The following is a 23,433-nucleotide window of genomic DNA, read 5'->3' on the forward strand; positions in this document are numbered from 1 at the left end:
AGAGTATAAGTATAAAGTAACAGTTCATAATTTGTTCTGGGTTTTTTAATAAATTTAGATTTTCTAAATAGATTGTAATAGAAGAATTATGTCAGTTATATTCGCAGGATGCTTGAATGTGGGTGGTAAAATGCTAATGTAAGTTGGAGATTTGTCGTGAAACATAATTTTTCATTTATAGTAAAATAGAAACATCTAGCTGTCCGCAGGACTATAATATTTTCCCCACAGGGGAAAATTAACCTTCACTGTGAACTGTGCACTGAATTGCAAATATTAATAAGTTCTACAAGTATAAGTGTTAAAATCTATAGAAAATAAAAAATAGCTCTAACTAACATAAAAATAATTAAATATGATAAAAATACTATTGTTCCTATTTTATTTTTAAGATAATGTGAAATTTATCAATAGCTTTCGTGAAAGCATTGAATAATTTACATATTTCTATTACAATAGAAAGGGGAATTTATCAAATATCAAAGTAAAATTGAATAGAATCCAAAAAGCAATGGGGGTATTGGGATGAAAAGTATTGCTATTTTGACTAGTGGTGGGGATGCACCAGGGATGAACGCTGCTATAAGAGCGGTGGTTCGAACTGCACTAGATAAGGATTTGAAAGTATTTGGCGTTAATAGAGGATATAGTGGCCTAATTAATGGTGAGTTATTTGAAATGAATAGGGAATCAGTTTCAGATATAATTCATAGAGGAGGCACTATTTTAAGAACAGCTCGTTGTGAAGAATTCAAGACAGAGGAAGGAAGAAAAAGAGCAGCTAGTGTTTTAAAAGTTTTTGGCATAGATGGACTTGTAGTCATTGGTGGCAATGGTACTTTTGCAGGTGCTCAATTATTATCTAAGTTAGGAGTAAAAACAATAGGACTTCCAGGAACTATAGATAATGATTTACCTTATACTGATTATACTATTGGATTTGACACTGCACTAAATACTGTTCTTGATGCAATCAACAAGTTAAGAGATACTTCAAGTTCTCATGAAAGGGTGAGTATCGTTGAAGTTATGGGAAGAGACTGTGGTGATATTGCATTGCATGCAGGAGTAGGTGGAGGAGCTGAATTTGTCATTCTTCCTGAAAAAGGATATAATGAAGAAGAAATTTGTAAAAATATTTTACAAGGCAAAGTGAAAGGAAAATTACATAGTTTAATTATTATGGCAGAAGGTGTCGGTGGCACTGATGAATTAGCAAATAAAATAGAAGAAGTAACAGGAATTGAAACAAGAGCTACGAAATTAGGACATATTCAACGAGGAGGAAGTCCATCAGCTTTTGATAGGGTTTTAGCATCAAGAATGGGCTATAAGGCTGTAGAATTATTGTGCCAAGGAAAAACATCTAAGGTTCTTGGAATGAAAAACGGAAAAATATTCGATATGGATATTAATGAAGCGTTAGAAGTACCAAGAAGTTTCGATGAGGAGTTATACACGATATCTAAGATAATATCTAATTAAAAGAGTTAATAAAGGAAATTAGACTCTTTGTCTAATTTCCTATAATTATAATACTATATACTATCTAAAATATTAAAAAAGAATTTAAGGATTAAGGAGAGTATCAAGATGCAAAAAACAAAAATGGTATTCACTGTAGGACCAGCAAGTGAAACTGAAGAAGTTCTATCACAACTTATTGAAGCAGGTATGAGCTGTTCAAGACATAATTTCTCACATGGAGATCATGCTGAGCACAAAGCTAGACTTGACTTAGTTAAAAAGTTAAGAGAAAAGTATAATAAGCCAATAGCAATAATGTTAGATACTAAAGGACCAGAAATCAGAACACACAAGTTTGTAAATAAGAAAGAAGAATTACAAAAAGGTGAAACTTTCACAGTTTACTGTGGTCAAGAAGTTGAAGGAGATATCACAAAGTGTTCTGTTACATATGCAGAACTTTACAAAGATGTTAAACCAGGAAACACAATCTTAATAGATGACGGTTTAGTAGGATTAACAGTTAAAGAAGTAGTTGAAAGCGAAAAGAAAATAATTTGTGAAGTTCAAAATACAGGATTAGTTGCTACTCACAAAGGTGTTAACGTACCAGGAGTATCAATTAAATTACCAGCTTTAACTGATAAAGATAAAGCAGATTTAATTTTCGGTTGTGAACAAGGTGTTGATTTAGTAGCTGCTTCATTCATAAGAAAAGCTGCTGACGTATTAGCAATCAGAAAAGTATTAGAAGAAAATGGTGGATCAGAAATCCAAATATTCTCAAAGATCGAAAACCAAGAAGGTGTTGATAATATCGATGACATTATCAAATTCTCTGATGGTATCATGGTAGCTAGAGGAGATATGGGTGTTGAAATTCCACTACAAAATGTACCAATGGTTCAAAAAATGATCATTGAAAAATGTAACAAAGCAGGTAAGCCAGTAATTACTGCTACACAAATGCTTGATTCTATGATGAGAAATCCAAGACCAACAAGAGCAGAAGTATCAGACGTAGCTAATGCTATATATGATGGTACAGATGCAGTTATGCTTTCAGGGGAATCTGCAAACGGTTCTTACCCAGTAGTTGCTGCACAAACTATGGCTAAAATTTGTCAAGCTGTAGAAGAAAACATAGATTATGTTGCTGCTTTAGAAAAGAGAAAAGAAGCTGCTATGACTAACGTAGCTAACGCTATATCTCTTGCTACTTGCACAACAGCAATGGAATTAAATGCTAAAGCTATAATTACTGCAACTCAAACTGGTAACACTGCTAAGATGGTTTCTAAATACAGACCAGCAGCTCCAGTTATAGCTGTTACTCCAAGTGCTATAGTTGCTAGAAAGCTTGCATTAAACTTCGGTGTACACCCAATTCTTTCTGAAAAGATCGAAACTACTGATGAATTAATTCAAGATGCAGTAAACAAAGCTAAAGAAGCTGGATGCGTAAATGACGGTGATTTAGTAGTTGTTGCAGCTGGTATCCCAGTTCATTTATCAGGTTCTACAAACATGTTAAAAGTTCATGTAGTAGGTGACGTTTTAGTTCAAGGAAAAGGAATGGGAAATGCTCACGGATTTGGTAATGCAAAAGTTGTTACAGATTCATCAGATTTAAGCAACATCGAAAGAGATGATATTTTAGTTGTTAAAACTTTAGATAAGAACTTCGTTGAAGTTTTAGACAAAGTTGCTGGTATCATTTCAGAAGAAGGTGGATTAACTTCTCATTTAGCTGTTGAATGTGTATCAAGAAACATTCCATTAATCACTAATGCTGGTGATGCTACTACAGTTATTAAAGCTGGAACATTCGTATCAATGGATGTAAACAGAGGAGTAGTTTACGCTGGTAAAGCTAACTTAGCTTAATATTTATAAATATAAAGGACTGTAACCTAGTGTTATGGTCCTTTTATAATGCCATAGAAATAGTGAAAACAGTGCACAAAACAGGGCACAGGTATGAAGGAAATTCCTGCGGAATTTCTTAGAATTTAAGTGATTAAGTTTGTGTTATAAAATAGATTAGTTTTCTTAAGTTAATTTTATTTGATACAAAATCATTACGGGGAGATAATGAAAGTTGCACTTTCATGTAGCATATCTTCAGTTCACAGTTTTCAATGCATAGTAATTATGAAATGCTAAATTTTAAATATAAATTACGAATTGTATTTGCTGTCCGCAGGACTATAATATTTTCCCCAACAGGGAAAATTAACCTTACTTGTGCCATAATAAAAGGAGTTATTGCTAATAAATTTTCATTTGTCAATGGGACAAATCCATCACAATTGTGAATTATTTAAGTAAATATATGTTTAAATCATTAATTTCTTGATATAATATAGATAGGCAACTGATTTTATGCACCGAAAGGTGCGTTTTTTTATAGCAATGATGTTAATAAGATATATAAATGCAAATTTTATCTATAAGATAAAAATTTTATTTATTGAAATGAAATTTATATTGCATTAGTAAATCTTAAAGAAAAAAAATATTCAATGTTAAAATAATTCTAAGTAATAGTAATAAAAAAATAAAAAATATGAAGTTATCAAAGATAATCCTTGCAAAAAAGATAAATATGCATAAAAATTCACCAATGAATATTAAATTAATATTGATTTTATGAAAGTTTGGTGATAAGATAACTTCACAAACAATATAATGGTTCAGTTATGTAGGAAAGTAAATATAACGCTATTCTTTAATAATCATTGAATACCCAAATAATAATTAAGGGGGAAGGTTATGAAATTTAACAGTATTCCACAAGCACAGGGTTTATATAACCCATTATTTGAAAAAGATGCCTGTGGTATAGGTGCAATTGCCCATATCAAAGGTAAAAAATCACATCATATAATTAAAGATGTGTTAGATATTTTAGTTAAGCTTGAGCACAGAGGGGGTGCTGGAGCAGAAAAGAATACTGGAGATGGTGCAGGTATTCTTATTCAATTACCACACAAATTTTTCAAAAAGCAACAATTAGGATTCAATATTGGTGAAGAGGGAGATTATGCTGTAGCAATGATGTTCCTGCCAGTAGATGAAAATGACAGAAAAGAAGCTAAAGTAGTCTTTGAAAAAGCCATGAAAAGTGAAGGCTTAAAATTCTTGGGATGGAGAGAAGTACCAGTTAATCCTTCTAATTTAGGAGAAACTGCTTTAGAAGCAATGCCACATATAGTACAAGGATTTGTTGAAAGACCTACTGATATAGAAAAAGGACAAGCGTTTGAACGCAAGTTATATGTTGCAAGAAGAGTTGCCGAAAAAGAAGCTACACAAATACTTCAAGATAAGACTTTTTATGCATGTAGCTTTTCAAGTAAAACTATAGTATATAAAGGTATGCTTTTATCAACACAAGTTGAAGAATTTTTCTTAGATCTTCAAGATGAAGATATGGAAAGTGCAATAGGTATGGTACACTCTAGATTCTCAACTAATACATTTCCAAGTTGGGAAAGAGCTCATCCTAACAGATGTATGATTCATAATGGAGAAATTAATACAATAAGAGGAAATGCAAATTGGATTCATACTAGAGAAGATAGATTTGAATCAGATGTTTTTAAAGATGATTTAAAGAAAGTTCTTCCAGTTATAAATAGAGAAGGTTCAGATTCTGCAATGTTTGATAACACATTAGAATTTTTAGTTATGAACGGTAGAACTTTACCAGAAACAGTAATGATGCTTATTCCAGAACCTTGGAGTAAAAATAAGGATATGGATAAGACAAAGAGAGACTTTTATGAATATCAATCTACTTTAATGGAACCATGGGATGGTCCTGCAGCGGTAGTATTTACTAATGGAGATATCATGGGAGCGTCTCTTGATAGAAATGGTCTTAGACCAGCAAGATATTATGTAACTAATGATGATTACTTAATACTTGCATCAGAAGTTGGTGTATTAGATATACCAGAAGAAAATATAAAAGAAAAACAAAGACTTCATCCAGGTAGAATGTTACTTGTTGATACTGTAAAAGGTGAAGTTGTTGATGATAAAAAATTAAAAGAACAATATGCTTCTGCAAAACCATATGGAGAATGGTTAGAGAAGAATCTTGTTAAAATAGAGAATATCTCATCAGAAGGATTTAAAGAAGAATCATTCGATGAAAGTAAGAGATTAATTCTTCAAAGAAACTTTGGATATACTTATGATGAATTAACATCAGCAATACTTCCAATGAGTGAAAAAGGTGAAGAAGCTTTAGCAGCTATGGGTGTAGATACACCACTTGCAGTTCTTTCTGATAGACCACAACCACTTTATAACTACTTTAAGCAACTATTTGCGCAAGTTACAAATCCGCCAATTGATGCTATTAGAGAAGTTATTGTAACATCTTCAAGAATGTACTTAGGACCAGAAGGAAATCTTTTAAATCCTAATGAAACAAATTGTAGAAGAGTAAAATTAACATCACCTATTATTTCAAATGAAGAAATGTATAAGGTGTTAAATCTTGATAATCAAGGATTTAAAGTTGAAGTTCTTCCAATAGTATTTGATGCTAAAGGTGGAGACTTAAAGAAAGCTTTAGATGACTTATTTGCCAAAGCTGATAAAGCTATTGAAGATGGTGCTACTATATTAGTACTTAGCGATAGAATGGTTGATGAAAATAATGCTGGAATTCCTGCCTTATTGGCAACATCAGGATTACATCAACATTTAATTAGAACTGCTAAGAGAACATCTGTATCTATAGTATTAGAATCAGGAGAACCAAGAGAAATTCATCATTTTGCTACATTACTTGGTTTTGGTGTTAATGCAGTAAATCCATATCTTGCATTTGATACAATTAGTGATTTAATTGAAAAAGGCATGCTAAAAGACACTTATGAACATGGAGTTAAAAACTTCATAAAAGCATGTAATAAAGGTATAGTTAAAATACTTTCTAAGATGGGTATTTCAACAATTCAATCTTACAATGGTGCTCAAATATTTGAAGCTATCGGTATTTCAAAAGAAGTTGTTGATGAATACTTTACATCTACTGCCTGCAGAATTGATGGTGTAGGATTAAATGAAATTGCAGAAGAAACTTTAAAACGTCATAAAAATGCTTATGATGAGTTATCAGTAGAAGTAACTTTAGATTCAGAAGGAAGTCATGGATATAGAAGCAATAAAGAGGAACATTTATATAATCCTCTTACAATTCATAAGTTACAAAATTCATGTAGAAATAAAGACTACAAAGAATTTAAAGAATATACTGCTATGTTATCTGGAGATGAAAAAGTAATAAATCTTAGAAACATAATAGATTTTGACTATAGTGGAGAAGAAATTCCACTAGATGAAGTAGAATCAGTAGAATCTATCGTTAAGAGATTTAAAACAGGAGCTATGTCTTATGGATCAATTTCAAAAGAAGCTCATGAATGTTTAGCAATTGCTATGAACAGAATCGGTGGTAAATCAAATACCGGTGAAGGTGGAGAAGAAAGAGAAAGATTTGTAAGAGATGCAAATGGAGACTTACGTTCTTCAGCTATTAAGCAAGTAGCTTCAGGTAGATTTGGTGTTACTGCTGAATATTTAGTAAATGCTAAAGAAATTCAAATAAAGATGGCACAAGGTGCAAAACCAGGTGAAGGTGGTCAGCTACCAGCTAAGAAGGTTTATCCATGGGTAGCTAAGGCTAGACATTCTACAACTGGGGTAGGACTTATATCACCACCACCACACCATGATATTTATTCAATAGAAGATTTAGCTCAATTAATATATGACTTAAAGAATGCTAATAGAGATGCTAGAATATCTGTAAAGCTTGTTTCAGAAGCTGGTGTAGGAACAGTTGCTGCCGGTGTTGCTAAAGCAGGAGCAGAGGTTATATTAATTTCTGGATATGATGGAGGTACAGGAGCATCTCCAAGAACTAGTATCGCTAATGCAGGGCTTCCATGGGAATTAGGTCTTGCAGAAACTCATCAAACTCTTGTAATGAATAAATTAAGAGATAGAGTTGTTATTGAAACAGATGGTAAGCTTATGACTGGTAGAGACTTAGCTATTGCTGCATTACTTGGTGCAGAAGAATATGGCTTTGCAACAGCACCATTAGTAGTAATGGGTTGTGTTATGATGAGAGTATGTAATTTAGATACTTGTCCAGTTGGTATAGCTACTCAAAATAAAGAGTTAAGAAAAAGATTCAAAGGTAATCCAGATCATGTAGTTAACTTTATGACATTCATAGCTATGGAACTAAGAGAATACATGGCTAAATTAGGATTTAGAACTGTAGAAGAAATGATCGGTAGAACTGATAAGTTAAAGGTTAAGAAAGATGTAAAAGGATGGAAGGCTAAGAAGGTAGATCTTGAAAAGATTTTACACAATCCTTCAGTACCACAAGGTGTAGCTATTTCATGTACACATCCACAACCAATTAATTTAGAAAATACTATTGATTTACAAGTTTTGGTTCCAAGATGTAAGAATGCTATTGAAAAAGGTGAAAAAGTTAGTTTTGAAGTTGATGTAAAAAATATAAACAGAAGTTTCGCAACTATTTTATCATCAGAAGTTACAAAGGTATATGGACAAGATGGTTTACCAGCAGATACTATACACATAAAAGCAAATGGAGCTGGAGGAAATTCATTTGGTGCCTTTGTTAATAATGGTATAACACTTGAAATTGAAGGGGATTGTAACGATTATCTTGGTAAAGGACTATGTGGTGGTAAGATTTCTGTTTACCCTCATAGAAACTCAAAAATTGTTGCAGAAGATAATATAATTGCTGGTAATGTTACATTATATGGAGCAACTAGTGGTGAGGTTTATATCAATGGTATAGCAGGAGAAAGATTTGCTGTTAGAAATTCTGGTGCGATAGCAGTAGTGGAAGGTGTAGGAGATCACGGATGTGAATATATGACTGGTGGTAGAGTTGTTGTTCTTGGTGAAATAGGAAGAAACTTTGCAGCTGGTATGTCTGGTGGTATAGCATATATACTTGATGAAACTGGTAATAATAAAGGTAAGATTAATACTGACATGGTAGACTTACAACAATTATCTAGTGAAGATATTGAAGAGTTAAGAACAATATTAGAAGCTCATATAGAAAATACTAATTCTAATAAAGGTAAATCAGTATTAGAAAACTTAGACGCATTATCTAATAAGTTCATTAAAGTAATGCCAAGAGATTACAATAGAATGATTACAACAATAAAAGAATTAGAAGGCGAAGGCTATTCAAGAGAAGAAGCAGAACTTGCAGCTTTTGAAAAGAACAACGCATTAAATACTAAATAGAGGGGGAGTAGAATATGGGAAAACCAACCGGATTTATGGATTATGAGCGTAAGGTTGCTGAAAGCAAAGATCCGAAGGAAAGAATAAAGGATTGGAATGAATTTCATACTCCTCTCTCAAAAGAGGAGCAAGAAATTCAAGGCGCTCGTTGTATGAATTGTGGAGTTCCATTTTGTCAATCAGGTATTATTATTAATGGTGGAGCAACAGGATGTCCATTAAATAACTTAATTCCTGAATGGAATGATCTTATATATAGAGGATTATGGAAAGAAGCAGCAGATAGATTAATGAAAACTAGTTGCTTCCCAGAGTTTACTGGTAGAGTATGTCCGGCTCTTTGCGAAGCAGGATGTACTTGTGGAATTAATGGTCCAGCTATATCAATAAAAGAAAATGAGCTTTCAATTATTGAAAGAGCATTTGAGGAAGGATGGGTAAAACCTATTATTCCAAAGTATAGAACTGGTAAAAAAGTAGCCATTGTAGGATCAGGACCAGCAGGACTTACTACAGCAGTTTATTTAAATAGAAGAGGTCATGAGGTAACTGTATTTGAAAGACATGATAGAATAGGTGGTCTTTTAATGTATGGTATACCTAATATGAAGTTAGAAAAGCATATTATTGATAGAAGAGTTAATCTTATGAAAGAAGAAGGAATTAACTTTAAAGTCAATACTGAAGTTGGGGTAGATATAAAAGGTGAAGAATTATTAAAAGAGTTCGATGCCGTAGTATTAGCAGGGGGAGCAAGTAATCCAAGAGATCTTAAGGTTAAAGGAAGAGAACTTAAGGGAATTGAATTTGCTGTTGACTTCTTAAGTGCAAATACAAAGAGTTTATTAGATTCTAATTTAGAAGATGGTAAATATACTTCAGCGAAAGATAAAAATGTAATTGTCATTGGTGGAGGAGATACAGGAAATGACTGTGTTGGAACATCAATGAGACATGGATGTGCTTCACTTGTACAATTTGAGATTATGGATAAATTACCAGAGGGTAGAACTGCAAGTAATCCATGGCCACAATGGCCAAGAGTCTTAAAGGTAGACTATGGTCAAGAAGAATTTGAAGCTGTTTTCGGAAAAGATCCAAGAGAGTATGTAACTACAGTTAAAGAGTTTATTGGTGATGAAAATGGTAATGTTAAAGAAGCTATTACTGTAAATGTTAAATGGGAAAAGAATGAAACAGGAAGAATGATTCCTGTGGAAATTCCGGGTACAGAAAAAACTTGGAAAGCTGATTTAGTATTACTTGCTATGGGATTCGTAGGAAGTGAAAATACATTACCAAATACCTTCGGTGTAGAGCTAGATGCTAGAACAAATGTAAAGGCTGAATACGGTAAGTTTAAAACTAACGTAGATAAAGTTTTTGCAGCGGGAGATATGAGAAGAGGTCAATCGCTTGTAGTTTGGGCAATGAATGAAGGAAAAGCTTGTGCTGCTGAAGTAGATAAGTATTTAAATAAATAATATATCATTAGGGGTGCTACAGAATAATAGAGTTTATTTTGTAGCACCTTATTTCATATCATATAATGATTTTAGAGTTATTGTAAAAAATCAAAATGTAATTACTTACAAATATTGAAATCGATTGCATATTGGTGTATACTATAATTGTATGTATAGGGGTGAGGTTATGAAAGTTACAATAAAGGATGTAGCAAAAGAAGCTGAAGTGGCACCTTCTACTGTATCTAGGGTGTTATCTGATAACCCTAAGATAAGTGATGAGACAAAACTTAGGGTTCAAAAAGCTATAAAAAAATTAAAGTATAGACCTAATGCTATTGCTAGAAGTTTAGCTAATAGCAAAACAAGAACATTAGGTGTCGTATTAGATAGTGAGGCGGAAGACTTATTTGCAAATCCATTTTTTATGCAAGCAATGAAGGGAATGAGTATATGTGCTCAATCTATGGGATACTACATAATGTATGCTTTTAGTAAAAAAGGTGATGAAGAATTTGAATCGTTAACGGATTTTTGTACAAGTGGTCTAGTAGATGGAATTGTTTTATTAAGAGTAGTTGAAGATGATAAAATAGTTAATTTTTTAAAAGAGAGGGATTTTCCTTTTGTAGTAATTGGTAGACCAGATGATGAAAAAAATTCTATGTGGGTAGACAATGATAATTTTTCTGCTACCTATGATGTAGTACATAAATTGATAGAAAAAGGGCATAGGGACATAGGGTTTATTGGTGGAAAAGGTCAAATGAATGTTTCGAAATATAGATTGAAAGGCTATAAAGCTGCATTAAGAGATGCAGATATTGCTATAGATAATGATATTATTTGTGAGATGAATAATTTTGATGAAGAACAGGGATATATAGCTATAAAACAAATTCTTTCAAAGAGAAAAGTCACAGCTATAGTAGCTAGTGATGATTTATTGGCATTTGGGGTCAATAAAGCATTAAAAGAAGAAGGAATAGAAGATGTTGCGTTGGTAGGTTTTAATAATATACCATTAGGAGAATTTCAAGATCCACCATTGTCATCAATAGATATAAATGCTTCTGATTTAGGATATTATGCAGCAAAATTACTTATTGATAAATTAGAAGGAGAAATTTTAACAAAATTAAATCATATCGTATCTACAAATTTTATTGAGAGAGAATCTTTTAAATAAAAAATAAGGAAATCGCTTGCATAATATATATTAAAAGAGATATAGTATAAGAGAGCATAATTATTATAAATAAGCAAATTTTAAAAAATTATATTTGTAAACAATTTCTTAAGTTGATATACTTAAGGTATAAAATCTAGTTATTTTTGATAAGAGAGTAATAGGAGGATAGGATATGTCAAAGGATTATGTAATTGGAATCGATTTGGGTGGAACAAAAATTTATACTGCAGTAGTTGATTTAGAAGGAAATATAATTTCAGAAGAAACTGTTGCTACAAATGCTGCAGAGGGTGAACAAGCTGTATTAAATAGAATATTAGGCACAGTAGAAACAGTATTAAAGAATGTTGATATAAGTAATGTAAAAGCTATTGGTATAGGATCACCAGGACCATTAGATGTTAAAAATGGAATTATTGTAAATTCAGCTAATCTTCCATTTAAGAATTTTAATATAGTACAACCTTTAAAGGAGAAGTATAAATTACCTACTTTTTTAGATAATGATGCTAATGTAGCTACTTTAGGTGAATTTATGTTTGGTGCAGGTAAGGGAACAGAAAATATGGTTTTTGTAACTGCAAGTACTGGAATTGGTGGCGGTGCTGTATTAAATGGAAAACTTTACAGAGGAAATACAGCCAATGCTTTAGAAATTGGTCACATGACAGTTATGGTTGATGGACCAAGATGTGGATGTGGAAATGCTGGTTGTGCAGAAGCTTTAGGATCAGGAACTGCTATAATGAAGAGAGGTAGAGATGCTGCAAGCAGTAATGCCAATACTACATTAAAAAATTATTCTGAAGTTACATCAAAAGAAGTATTTGAAGAAGCAGCTAAAGGTGATAGAGTTTCTAAAGAAATAGTAAACACAGCATTATCATATTTAGGTATTGCTGTAGCAAATATAGTAAACATTTTTGATCCAGAAAAAGTAGTAGTTGGTGGTGGTGTTACTAACGCAGGACAAATAGTATTTGATAAAATTCAAGAAGAAGTTGATAATAGATGTTTAAAAGCTATAAGCGAAAATTGCGTTATTGAAAAGGCGGTTTTAGGGGGAAAAGCAGGAGTATTAGGAGCCGCTGCATTAGCTATTATGGAAATAAAATAGAAAAATACAAATTCAAGAAGAAAAAAGTAAAAAGATGTTGACGACGTTTTCAAAAAGGTGTAATATATAGGTACAGGATAAAACCTGTACTTATTTTTTATACTGTATGCAAACGATTGTGCATAAAAATATGTTATTATTAAATTTTTTTCCATAAGATGCAATCGGTTGTTTTCATATACCAATCATAATATTTGGGCGAGGAGAGAAATATATGAAGAAATTTAAATTGGGATCATTTGATTTTTGGCAAAAATTTGGTAAAGCTCTATTAGTTGTAGTTGCTGTAATGCCAGCAGCAGGTATAATGATTTCTTTAGCTAAGTTACTAGGAATGACATCAGATGCGAGCATTATAACTACAATATCAAGAGTTATGGAAGATATAGGTTGGGCTATAATTGGTAATTTACATGTACTATTTGCAGTTGCTATTGGTGGTTCTTGGGCTAAAGAACGTGCCGGCGGAGCATTTGCAGGACTATTATCTTTTATACTTATTAATAGAATAACAGGAGCTATTTTTGGGGTAACTTCTGATATGTTAGCAGATGCAGATGCTACAGTAAATTCTTTATTAGCTGGTTCATTGCCAGTTGGAGATTATTTTACTTCTATACTTGGTGCGCCAGCACTTAACATGGGAGTTTTCGTTGGTATAGTTTCAGGGTTCTTAGGAGCTGTAATATATAACAAATTCTATAACTTCAACAAACTACCAGAAGCATTAGGTTTCTTTAATGGTAAGAGATTTGTACCATTTGTAGTTATCGGTGGATCAGTTGTAACAGCAATCGTATTATCATTATTCTGGCCATTTATTCAAAGTGCATTAAATGGATTTGGACAATGGATTGCATCATCTAAAGATACTGCACCAGTATTAGCACCATTTGTATATGGAACATTAGAAAGATTATTATTACCATTTGGATTACATCATATGCTAACAATTCCAATGAACTATACAGAACTTGGAGGAGTATATACAACTTTAGCAGGTACAACAGTTGCGGGACAAGATCCATTATGGTTAGCATGGGTTACAGACTTAAATACTTTAAAAGATGCAGGAGACACTGCAGCATATACAGCTTTATTAAATGATGTTACACCAGCAAGATTCAAGGTTGGTCAAGTAATATTATCTTGTGCATCACTTATCGGTGTTGCATGTGCAATGTACAAAAATGTTGATGCAGATAAGAAGCATAAATATAAATCAATGTTCTTCTCAGCAGCACTTGCAGTATTTTTAACAGGTGTATCAGAACCAATCGAATTTATGTTCATGTTTGTATCACCAATATTATTTGTAGCATATGCAATTATGACAGGTTTAGCTTTCGCATTAGCAGATATAATTAATTTAAGAGTACATGCATTTGGTGTTATAGAGTTAATTACTCGTATACCAATGATGATAAAAGCAGGATTACTTGGAGATATAATTAACTTCTTAATAGCATGCGTAGGATTCTTTGTATTAAACTTCTTTGTATGTAGTTTCTTAATTAAGAAATTCAATATAGCTACTCCAGGACGTAATGGTAACTATATTGATGATGAAGGAGAAGAAAATACAACTAATGCTAAAGTAGATTCAAAGACAGCTAATGATGAACAATGTATTAAAATAATTGAATTATTAGGTGGAAAAGAAAATATCGTAGATGTAGATGCTTGTATGACAAGACTTAGAGTTACAGTAAAGGATTCTTCAGTAGTTGGAGATGAAAAGGCTTGGAAGGCATGTGGTGCATTAGGACTTGTTTTAAAAGATAAAGGAGTTCAAGCTATTTACGGACCAAAGGCTGATGTGTTAAAATCTAATATACAAGATATATTAGGAGTGTAAAATAAATGAAGTTATTAACAGTTAACTGCCATTCATGGCAAGAATCTGATCAAGAAAAGAAGATAGAGATACTAGCTAATAGAATAAAAAAAGAGCAGTATGATGTTATTACTCTTCAAGAAGTTAGCCAATTAATAAAATCAGATATAATTTTTGAAAATATAAAGCAGGATAATTACTTAGTTGTTTTAAATGAAACATTAAAAAAGATAGGATGTAATAATTATAGCTTTGTGTGGGATTATTCCCACATAGGCTATGATATATATGAAGAAGGTATAGGTATACTAACTAGACATCCAATTGTAAACACTGAAAGTTTCTTTATATCTCAAGGTGAAGATAGAAACTATTGGAAAACTAGAAAAATATTAAAGGCAACTATTAATTTAGATGGTACTGAAACAGATTTTTATACTTGTCATTTAGGATGGTGGAAAGATGAAGAAGAACCATTTAAATATCAAGCTGATAAACTTCTAAGTAAAGATTCAAAAGATAGATTATCATTCTTCATGGGTGATTTTAATAATAATGCCAACGTTAGAAATGAAGGCTATGATTATCTAATATCACAAGGATTAAAAGACACATTTACTCTTGCGGATACAAAAGATTCAGGTGTTACTGTAAAAGGTAAAATTGATGGATGGGAAAAAAATAAAATTGATATGAGACTTGATATTATATTTGCTAATAGAGAGATATCAGTAAAAAATTCATCAGTAGTATTTAATGGAGATAATGAAGAAGTTGTTTCAGACCACTATGGGGTAGAAGTAACTATATAAAAAAGATAAATAGGAAGTGAAGAGCATAAATAGAAATTGTTCTTCACTTCCTTATTTTTTGTTTATTATGAACAACGCAGAGTAAATGTGAAAAATTTTCCTTAGAAAGGAATTTTATTATAGCTCTGAGGCATGCATAGCGTTTTCATATTTAGTATAGATTCAATAATCACATTTACTATGTATTGTCTTTGTGTATTACATAAATATTAATAATATAACTATATAAATATACAAAAATTTGCCAATAATAATATGAAATCTTACGAATAAAACGTTTTCTCTTTTAGATGAATACAATATATGGTATCATATTCACATAAGTTGTAATAATTCAATGATTATGGGAGATGATGTTAATGGGAAAGACTAAATTAGGATCATTTGATTTCTGGCAAAAGTTTGGTAAGGCATTAATGGTAGTTGTAGCTGTTATGCCAGCAGCAGGTCTTATGATTTCTTTAGGAAAACTAATAGGAATGACCTCTGATGCAACCGTTATTGCAACAATAGCTTCAGTTGTAGAAGATATTGGTTGGGGAATTATAGGGAATTTAAACATATTATTTGCAGTAGCTATAGGTGGATCTTGGGCAAAGGAACGTGCTGGAGGAGCATTTGCTGCTTTAATAGCATTTATACTTATTAACAGGATTACAGGAACAGTTTTTGGAGTAACTTCTGATATGCTTAGCAAAGAAGGAGCAACAGTAAACTCACTGTTAGCTGGTGCATTACCAGTAGGAGATTATTTTACTTCTGTGCTAGGAGCGCCGGCCCTTAATATGGGAGTATTTGTAGGTATTATTTCAGGATTTTTAGGTGCAGTATTATATAATAAGTATTATAACTTTGATAAGTTACCACAAGCTCTTGGATTCTTTAATGGTAAACGTTTTGTTCCTTTTGTTGTTATTGCAGGATCAGTTGTTACTGCATTAATATTATCCTTAATATGGCCATTTGCTCAAGCAGGATTAAATGCTTTTGGAGAGTGGATTGCTAAGTCAAAGGATTCAGCTCCAATATTAGCACCATTTGTATATGGAACATTGGAAAGATTATTACTACCATTTGGATTACACCATATGATTACTATTCCAATGAACTATACAGACTTAGGGGGAGTTTATACTTCTTTAGAAGGTGTAAGAGTTGCAGGACAAGATCCATTATGGTTAGCATGGGTATCAGATTTAAATTCATTAAAAGACGCAGGAGATACATCAGCATATAATGCATTATTAAATGATATCACACCTGCAAGATTTAAAGTGGGACAAGTAATCTTATCTTGTGCATCTTTAATAGGTGTAGCATTTGCGATGTATAACAATGTAGATAAAGATAAAAAGGATAAATATAAATCAGTATTTTTCTCAGCTGCTCTTGCAGTATTCTTAACAGGAGTAACTGAACCAATAGAATTTATGTTTATGTTTATTTCACCAATACTATATGTTGTATATGCAGTAATAACAGGACTTGGATTTGCATTAGCAGATATTATTAATTTAAGAATTCATGCCTTTGGCGCAATAGAATTATGTACACGTCTACCAATGATGTTTAAAGCAGGACTTGGATGGGATTTACTTAACTTCTTATTAGCATGTATAGCATTCTTCTTCATAAACTTTGTAGTATTTAATTTCTTAATAAAGAAATTTGATATTGGAACACCAGGACGTAAAGGAAACTATATCGATGATGAAACTACAAATACAAAGAATGAAGATAAAGTAGCTTCAGAAACAACTTCCTCTAATGATGAACAATGTATAAAGATTATTGAATTATTAGGTGGAAAAGAAAATATCGAAGATGTAGATGCTTGTATGACAAGATTAAGAGTCACAGTTAAGAATAAAGATTTAGTTGGAGATGAAAAAGCTTGGAAATCTGCTGGAGCACTAGGACTTATCATAAAAGATAAAGGTGTTCAAGCTATATACGGGCCAAAAGCTGATGTGTTAAAATCAAATATTCAAGATATACTTGGAATGTAGAAATTAAAAAAAGGCTTTCGTTAACAAACAAGAATTTGTTGGCGAAGGCCCTTTTTTTAATTCGCAATTCACGATTCACAATTGTGGTGGAAATTCCTGCGGAATTTCTGAGATTATAAGTATTATGTTATTGGTTTGTTATAAAGACTTATTTTATAATTAAACAGAGAGTATAATACAGCCTTATATGAAGCTAATGAAAGTTGCACTTTCATATAGCATGCTCTATATCTTTATGGGATGAAGATATAGTTAAAGTACATATATTAGCATCTGTTCTAGTTAATTAGTGGTGAAGGATTATAGTATTTCTTTATTGTTCATTTCATCGGTACTGGCCGTCCGTAGAACTACAATATTTTCCTCACAGAGGAAAATTAACCTTAATTGTGAATTAGCTGAATAAACATAGGTTTATATGATTAATTATGCAATACTCCTTTGGAATTTAAATTTGTAAGATTTAACATAGTCTTTTCTTAATTCTATCTAAAATATTTTCTGGGTATTTTAGAATTTCCAAAATTCTAATGGCATTTGATGAAGGACAGATACCTTCTTTTAATTTATAGTCAAATGTCATTGATAAATCATCATTTATTGTTTCAGAGAAGTGATATAACTTATAATTTTCTAAAGATTTTGTTAGGTCAGAATCATGAGTAGCTATAAATGGAATACAATTACTTGAGGATAAGTAGTTGCAAATTTCAGTGGCAGCAGCAATTCTTTCAGTAGGATTAGTTCCTTTAAAAATCTCGTCTATAATACAAATCATAGGAATGTCATCATTACAGTTATTAACTATGTATTGCACAGCCTCAGCTTCTTCTAGATAATAGCTTTTGCCAGATAATAAATCATCATTTCTACTGATAGAAGTGAATATTTTCGAAATAGGAGCTATATAATTATCAGCAAATACTATACCTATAGTTTGAGATAAAATTACATTCAAACCTATACTTCTAAGAAATGTAGACTTTCCCGCCATATTTGATCCTGTTAGAAGTATTCCATTATTATTAAGTGTGATGGAATTTTTAACACAGTTATTAATTATAGGGTTATAAATATTTTCTACAGAAAAAGTTTTATCATCAGTAAATGTAGGTATGCAGACAGAGTTATTATCTTTTATTTCGTTAATAGTTACAAGACTGTCTAAAGTACCTATTATTTCTATCATTTTAATATAATCTTTCTTATTCCTATTTATTTTTTTAGCAATATATAAATAACCTAATGCTCTTGTACCAGTAAAAACATCTAATAAAGTAATAATAGTATCAGTACCTTGAAGAGGTTGACCAAGAAAATTACTGTAGAATTTAATATATTTAAATTAATTATAAAGATTTTTTAGAGTAGATAATTCAACAGAAAACTCTGGAATATCTAGATTAGAGATATATTTTGCATTAGAAACAACTTTAGAGAGATATCTAAGAATTAGTATTTCTGAGTTAATTGAATCGAAGAATACACCGCTTATATAAGGATAAATTAGTAAAGGAATAGCTAAAAGAAATAGTGCGGATATAGATTTAAAAGATAAAATTATAGTAAGTAAAGTTATTATAAAAGATATCAATGCAACGACAGTTACGAGAGTAGATGTTTTTAAAGGCTTAAATAGTATGTCGGAGAAGTTGTAGTATTTTAATGTTCCTATAGAATTTAGATAATTTAACAATGATGATTTCTCAGGTGATGAATCTAAGGCATTAAGTTTTTTTCTTTTACTTAGTAATTCATCCTTATTAAAAATAGGATTTCTAAGATTATTATATAAAATTTGTTCACCTAAAGAGGTTTTAAAGTAAGGACAAAAAAATTTAAAAAATATATTGTCTAGCATAAGGTCATTGAAGGTACCATCATCAATGCTAGTTTCTTTTTTTCCTTTTCTTAAAAAATATGAAGAAAACATGATTTTACTATCATGTAATTCTTCAAGCTCTAATAAAGATTTACTGTAAGTTTCCATAAATAACACACCCCTTAAATTTATTCATCATCGGTAGTATTTTCAACATCTTTTCCATAAGATTTGGAAGGAGTTATCATTAGTTTATGGCCTTCTTTTTCTAAATCATCATACACTGATTTTGTTGGCATAAGCCACACTTCACCAGTTCCACTAAATACATTTAAAAGTCCTTCACCAGAGGCAGCCGAACCTATAAAAGTTTTTGTAGATTTTTCAACGGTAAGTTCTACATCTTCAGTTCTTAAAAATGAAAAATTACCATCAATTTTAAGAAAATCATCACAAAGTCTAAATTTCATTATTTCATTGGCTGGTACTGGAGATTCTAATACTACAATACCTGATCCGGAAAGTTTAGTTTGAAATATTTGTTCATTACTAAATAGAGATGATGATACTGAATTTAGTATTGCAGTAGATACATTAACGGAATTTTCACAGCAATAAAACATACCAGGTTCAACAATTATTTCTTCATCATCTAATTCTAAAAGAAGATAATGATTGAAGGAAGGTTCAAGGTAGATGGCACCTGATCCAGTGTATACAGGTTTTATCATAGATTCTTTATTTAATTTAGAAGAAATAAATTTCTTACCGATACCCAGTACCCCACCAATCTTAGATGCAATATCGATATCACCTTTTAAGAATGAAAGGGAACCTGATTCTAATTTAACAGCGGAGTCATTTAATAAGATTCTAACTTGTCTTAATTTAATATTACTATCTTTCATATATTTAAATGCAATAGCAGATTCTAAAGAGTTTCCGCCATTTAGCATAGGATATTCAAGAATTTCAAAACGAGAGTCATTTACCATAGCATCTATTATAGAAAAAGAATTTTCAAGAGAAAAATTTGATCTCATTTAAGCACCTCCTTAGTTTAATATTATCATAAAAAAATAGAAGATTAAACCATATATAGATATAGCAATAGTCTACAAAAATTACATAGTAGTTAATATAATACATTATTATAAAAAATTACTTTACTATAAAAGAAAAATATGTAAAATTATATGTGAAGTATATATGAAGTATATATGAATTACATATGAATTACATAAATAAAAAAGAAACATTAGTGAAAGGAAAGAATTATGGGATTAAGTAAAGAAGATACTAAAATGATGAAAGGAGTAGCATTATGGTTGATGTTTGCACATCATTTATTTCCTTTTCAAGATAGAATAGCACCAGGAAATGAATTTTTACCCTTAATAAGATTTGGAGATACTAATTTAGCATACATTATAGGACATGCAGGTAAGCTATGCGTAGCTATATATTTATTTTTAAGTGGTTATGGCTTATATATTACCGTGATGAAAAATGGTAGATTTACTATAACTAATGTTTTTAAACGTTTAAAGAAATTATATATTAATTATTGGGTTATTTTATTTATTTTTGTTCCAATTGGATTTGTGATTGGGGTAAAAGTCTTTAATACGAGAGAATTTTTATACAACTTTTTGGCAATAGATTTAACATATAATGGGGAATGGTGGTTTTTAAAATTATATGTTCAATTAATAATATTATTTCCTATTATGAATAAAATAATTCGTAAAAATCCATGGTTATCATTTTTAATTATTTTTATATTTTCAAAGTTAGGAAAGATAGCAACTTTAGTTGTAAATTCTAATCCGAATCTTGTATTTTTAAATAATCATATGATATATAGAGATTTCATTACATTATTGTATTGGCAACCTATATTCTTTATGGGATGTCTATTTGTTAAATTTGATTCATTTACTAAGATGAAAGAAATCTTTAAAAAGATAAAATTACATAATAGGCTTGTATATATCACTATTTTTATAGTTATAATAGCGTCAAGATTTAAAATTGCAGACTTAACTTTTGAAAGTATGAGGTATGATTATCTATATACTCCGATATTGATTTATGTAACAATAAATATATTAAAAAGACAAAAATTAAAAAATATATTTATTTTTTTAGGAAACAATTCTACAAATATGTGGCTTACACATAGCTTTTTATGTTATCAATATATTCAAAATATAGTGTATATGCCTAAAATTCCAATATTAATTATGATATGGTTAAGTATATTATTGATACCAATATCTTTTGGAATTAATAAAATAATTAATATGATTCAAATTATTGAATCTAAAATACTAAAAGCATTTTATAAAGTAAAAAATGTTAAGATACAATCATAAATTAAGAATTTATAATTTAAAATTATATAGTTTATATGGTTAAATATAAACATAATTTTTTATTAAATCCATCTCTAAACTATGTGGTGATACAAAATTAACTCTAATAATATATAAGTAATTATTATATCAAAATTGGATATAGTATTATTGTAATAATAAAATTTGGAGGAAAAGAATGTTTTCACTAAAAGAAGAGAGTAGAAAAACTAAAATTATATTAATATTAGTAACAGTTATTTTTATATTATTAGGTATATATGCAACATTTAAATTTGGAAATAATACGTTATTAGGGAGCCTAGAGGTACCAGATAATGATGACGTAAAATTTATAAGAAGTGGATGGAATCTTTATGAAAGAGGTTACTATTCATATCATTATCCAGAAAATAAGTCAGCATTTATGATGCCTGGGTTGCCTATTGTTATAGCAGCATGTACTGCTATTTTTGGAAAAATGGGAGCAATAACAGCAGTGAGGTTAATACAAGTATTTTTGCAAGCTATATCATTGCTTTTAGTATTTTTTATGGCTAAAAAAGTATTTAAAAATTCTTCTATATCACTTGTAGCGTTTATATTAGATGCACTATATTTGCCGAATTTATGGGCATCACAACTTATTTTAACAGAAACTATCTTTAAAACATTATTATTGTTGTTAATATATGTGACTATGTATGCTATAGAAACTAAAAAAACTATGTATTATGTTATAGGGGGAGTGCTATTAGGTGTATCCTCATATTTTAGGCCTCAAGTAGCACTTTTGCCAGTGTTAGTTTTAATAATGTGGATAATAAGCAGAAGATACAAGTTTTCTGAAATGGTAAAGTTTGCATCAATAGTAATAGTAATATTTATAGCTATAATGGCTCCGTGGTGGATAAGAAATTATGTTGCTTTTGATAAAGTTATATTATTTACTTATGCAACAGGAAATCCAATGTTACAGGGTACATATATAAATTATGATCAAAGTGTTAAAGATACAACAGATATAGAATATGGAATAGATCATGATAAGTTTCCTTATTATGATAGAGATGAATTTAAAAATAATGAGACAGAGGTAGCCTTATCTAAGGAGCGCTTTTGGAAGGTGTTAAAAAATGAACCATTGCGATATATAGGATGGTATACAATAGGAAAGACTGCTCATAATTGGATAAAACCATTTTATTGGGTTGAAATATATAATATTAGTTTAAATACTGTATTAGTATATCATCGCATTTTATTAATTTCAGCAATAATTGGATTTATATTCTATTTATATAAGAGAGGAAGAAATTTAAACTTCTTATTTATATCTATGATTATATTGTACTTTAATTGCGTATATTTACCTTTTTATGCTTTTTCTAGATATATGTATCCAGTTACATCACTTATGATAATACTAGCGGCCTATGGTATTTATATGGTATATAAATTAATAAGAAATAATGGCTTTGATAAAACTAATATGGGAATATAAAATATATAGTTGAAATTCTTGGTAAAAAATGGTATACTATTTTAGTAGTAATTATTTAAGGAGGATTATTGTGTACGATAATCAATTAACTGATGAGCAACTATATACTATGGCAAAGAAGAGAGTAGAGGAGAAAAAAGATTTTTTCTTTCATCTCATTATTTACATATCAATAAGTATAATTATATGGATTATTACAATTAGCGAATCAGGAAAAATAATAATTCCAATGTCAACTACTGTAGGTTGGGGTATTGGAGTATTAAATCAAGGAATCAACTTATTCTATAACGAAAAATCTGGTTCAGTAGAAAAAGAATTTATGAAGTTAAAAAGAAATTTTAGTGAAATTGAGCCGGTAGAAGAATAATTAATAGTTAATTATTATCAGTTGTGACATTAGTCATAAACTGAATAATTTATAAAAATTTCTCCAGAATTTTTAAATAGAAAAGAGCTATGACAAGAATTTTATAAAATTTGTATGTCGTAGCTTTTTTTTATTAACAATATAA

Annotated in this window: 15 protein-coding genes; 12 read left to right on the plus strand and 3 right to left on the minus strand. The window is 30.4% G+C overall.

Features of this window, described 5'->3' with window-relative positions:
* Positions 1–525: 525 nt before the first annotated feature.
* From pfkA to CM240_RS02845, 9 genes are all read left to right on the plus strand, one after another.
* Complete coding sequence (gene pfkA / locus CM240_RS02805; protein ID WP_044036262.1) at positions 526–1,485, plus strand: 6-phosphofructokinase; 960 nt, start codon at positions 526–528, stop codon at positions 1,483–1,485.
* A 108-nt stretch (positions 1,486–1,593) separates the two neighbouring features.
* Positions 1,594–3,354, plus strand: a complete 1,761-nt coding sequence (pyk, locus tag CM240_RS02810; protein WP_044036264.1) for a pyruvate kinase — start codon at positions 1,594–1,596, stop codon at positions 3,352–3,354.
* 888 nt (positions 3,355–4,242) lie between these two features.
* Positions 4,243–8,802, plus strand: a complete 4,560-nt coding sequence (gene gltB, locus CM240_RS02815; RefSeq protein WP_044036266.1) for a glutamate synthase large subunit — start codon at positions 4,243–4,245, stop codon at positions 8,800–8,802.
* A 14-nt stretch (positions 8,803–8,816) separates the two neighbouring features.
* Entirely contained in the window at positions 8,817–10,286 is a 1,470-nt protein-coding gene (locus CM240_RS02820; RefSeq protein WP_044036267.1) for a glutamate synthase subunit beta, read from the plus strand.
* A 169-nt stretch (positions 10,287–10,455) separates the two neighbouring features.
* Complete coding sequence (locus CM240_RS02825) at positions 10,456–11,457, plus strand: LacI family DNA-binding transcriptional regulator (protein ID WP_044036269.1); 1,002 nt, start codon at positions 10,456–10,458, stop codon at positions 11,455–11,457.
* A gap of 175 nt (positions 11,458–11,632) precedes the next feature.
* Positions 11,633–12,577 (plus strand): ROK family protein, encoded by a 945-nt coding sequence (locus CM240_RS02830; protein WP_044036271.1) that lies wholly within the window; start codon positions 11,633–11,635, stop codon positions 12,575–12,577.
* A 214-nt stretch (positions 12,578–12,791) separates the two neighbouring features.
* Positions 12,792–14,435 carry a PTS transporter subunit IIBC gene (locus CM240_RS02835; RefSeq protein WP_044036273.1) on the plus strand — a complete coding sequence of 548 codons (1,644 nt, stop codon included), beginning with the start codon at positions 12,792–12,794 and terminating at the stop codon, positions 14,433–14,435.
* A 5-nt stretch (positions 14,436–14,440) separates the two neighbouring features.
* A complete protein-coding gene (locus tag CM240_RS02840) occupies positions 14,441–15,226 on the plus strand; it encodes an endonuclease/exonuclease/phosphatase family protein (RefSeq protein WP_044036274.1) in 786 nt (261 codons plus the stop codon).
* A 359-nt stretch (positions 15,227–15,585) separates the two neighbouring features.
* Entirely contained in the window at positions 15,586–17,235 is a 1,650-nt protein-coding gene (locus CM240_RS02845; RefSeq protein WP_173400225.1) for a PTS transporter subunit IIBC, read from the plus strand.
* Positions 17,236–17,698: 463 nt separating this feature from the next.
* Here the strand turns inward: CM240_RS02845 and CM240_RS02850 are convergent, their stop codons facing one another.
* The 3 genes from CM240_RS02850 to CM240_RS02860 all read right to left on the minus strand — a co-directional run bounded on the left by CM240_RS02850 (position 17,699) and on the right by CM240_RS02860 (position 20,100).
* The gene (locus CM240_RS02850) at positions 17,699–18,424 is read right to left on the minus strand and encodes a MutS-related protein (protein ID WP_044036278.1); all 726 of its coding nucleotides are present in this window, start codon (positions 18,422–18,424) and stop codon (positions 17,699–17,701) included.
* Between the two features lie 156 nt (positions 18,425–18,580).
* Positions 18,581–19,225, minus strand: coding sequence for a hypothetical protein (locus CM240_RS02855; protein WP_044036279.1), 645 nt, complete (start codon positions 19,223–19,225; stop codon positions 18,581–18,583).
* 20 nt (positions 19,226–19,245) lie between these two features.
* Positions 19,246–20,100: an AIM24 family protein gene (locus tag CM240_RS02860; RefSeq protein WP_044036281.1), complete on the minus strand. Its 855-nt coding sequence runs from the start codon at positions 20,098–20,100 to the stop codon at positions 19,246–19,248.
* Positions 20,101–20,334: 234 nt separating this feature from the next.
* Between CM240_RS02860 and CM240_RS02865 the strand changes: the two genes are divergently transcribed.
* The 3 genes from CM240_RS02865 (at position 20,335) to CM240_RS02875 (ending at position 23,288) form a co-directional block, all read left to right on the plus strand.
* The gene (locus CM240_RS02865; RefSeq protein WP_044036283.1) at positions 20,335–21,435 is read left to right on the plus strand and encodes an acyltransferase family protein; all 1,101 of its coding nucleotides are present in this window, start codon (positions 20,335–20,337) and stop codon (positions 21,433–21,435) included.
* 178 nt (positions 21,436–21,613) lie between these two features.
* Positions 21,614–22,918, plus strand: a complete 1,305-nt coding sequence (locus tag CM240_RS02870; RefSeq protein ID WP_044036284.1) for an ArnT family glycosyltransferase — start codon at positions 21,614–21,616, stop codon at positions 22,916–22,918.
* Positions 22,919–22,988: 70 nt separating this feature from the next.
* Positions 22,989–23,288: a 2TM domain-containing protein gene (locus CM240_RS02875; RefSeq protein WP_044036285.1), complete on the plus strand. Its 300-nt coding sequence runs from the start codon at positions 22,989–22,991 to the stop codon at positions 23,286–23,288.
* Positions 23,289–23,433: the final 145 nt, after the last annotated feature.

It is taken from the genome of Clostridium bornimense (assembly GCF_000577895.1).
In the GTDB taxonomy this organism is placed as follows: domain Bacteria; phylum Bacillota; class Clostridia; order Clostridiales; family Clostridiaceae; genus Clostridium_AN; species Clostridium_AN bornimense.

Excerpts from the sequence above, each read along its gene's own strand:
- pfkA (WP_044036262.1), top strand. The coding sequence starts at position 526 with ATGAAAAGTATTGCTATTTTGACTAGTGGTGGGGATGCACCAGGGATG.
- pyk (WP_044036264.1), top strand. The coding sequence starts at position 1,594 with ATGCAAAAAACAAAAATGGTATTCACTGTAGGACCAGCAAGTGAAACT.
- gltB (WP_044036266.1), top strand. The coding sequence starts at position 4,243 with ATGAAATTTAACAGTATTCCACAAGCACAGGGTTTATATAACCCATTA.
- CM240_RS02820 (WP_044036267.1), top strand. The coding sequence starts at position 8,817 with ATGGGAAAACCAACCGGATTTATGGATTATGAGCGTAAGGTTGCTGAA.
- CM240_RS02825 (WP_044036269.1), top strand. The coding sequence starts at position 10,456 with ATGAAAGTTACAATAAAGGATGTAGCAAAAGAAGCTGAAGTGGCACCT.
- CM240_RS02830 (WP_044036271.1), top strand. The coding sequence starts at position 11,633 with ATGTCAAAGGATTATGTAATTGGAATCGATTTGGGTGGAACAAAAATT.
- CM240_RS02835 (WP_044036273.1), top strand. The coding sequence starts at position 12,792 with ATGAAGAAATTTAAATTGGGATCATTTGATTTTTGGCAAAAATTTGGT.
- CM240_RS02840 (WP_044036274.1), top strand. The coding sequence starts at position 14,441 with ATGAAGTTATTAACAGTTAACTGCCATTCATGGCAAGAATCTGATCAA.
- CM240_RS02845 (WP_173400225.1), top strand. The coding sequence starts at position 15,586 with ATGGGAAAGACTAAATTAGGATCATTTGATTTCTGGCAAAAGTTTGGT.
- CM240_RS02850 (WP_044036278.1), bottom strand. The coding sequence starts at position 18,424 with ATGATAGAAATAATAGGTACTTTAGACAGTCTTGTAACTATTAACGAA.
- CM240_RS02855 (WP_044036279.1), bottom strand. The coding sequence starts at position 19,225 with ATGGAAACTTACAGTAAATCTTTATTAGAGCTTGAAGAATTACATGAT.
- CM240_RS02860 (WP_044036281.1), bottom strand. The coding sequence starts at position 20,100 with ATGAGATCAAATTTTTCTCTTGAAAATTCTTTTTCTATAATAGATGCT.
- CM240_RS02865 (WP_044036283.1), top strand. The coding sequence starts at position 20,335 with ATGGGATTAAGTAAAGAAGATACTAAAATGATGAAAGGAGTAGCATTA.
- CM240_RS02870 (WP_044036284.1), top strand. The coding sequence starts at position 21,614 with ATGTTTTCACTAAAAGAAGAGAGTAGAAAAACTAAAATTATATTAATA.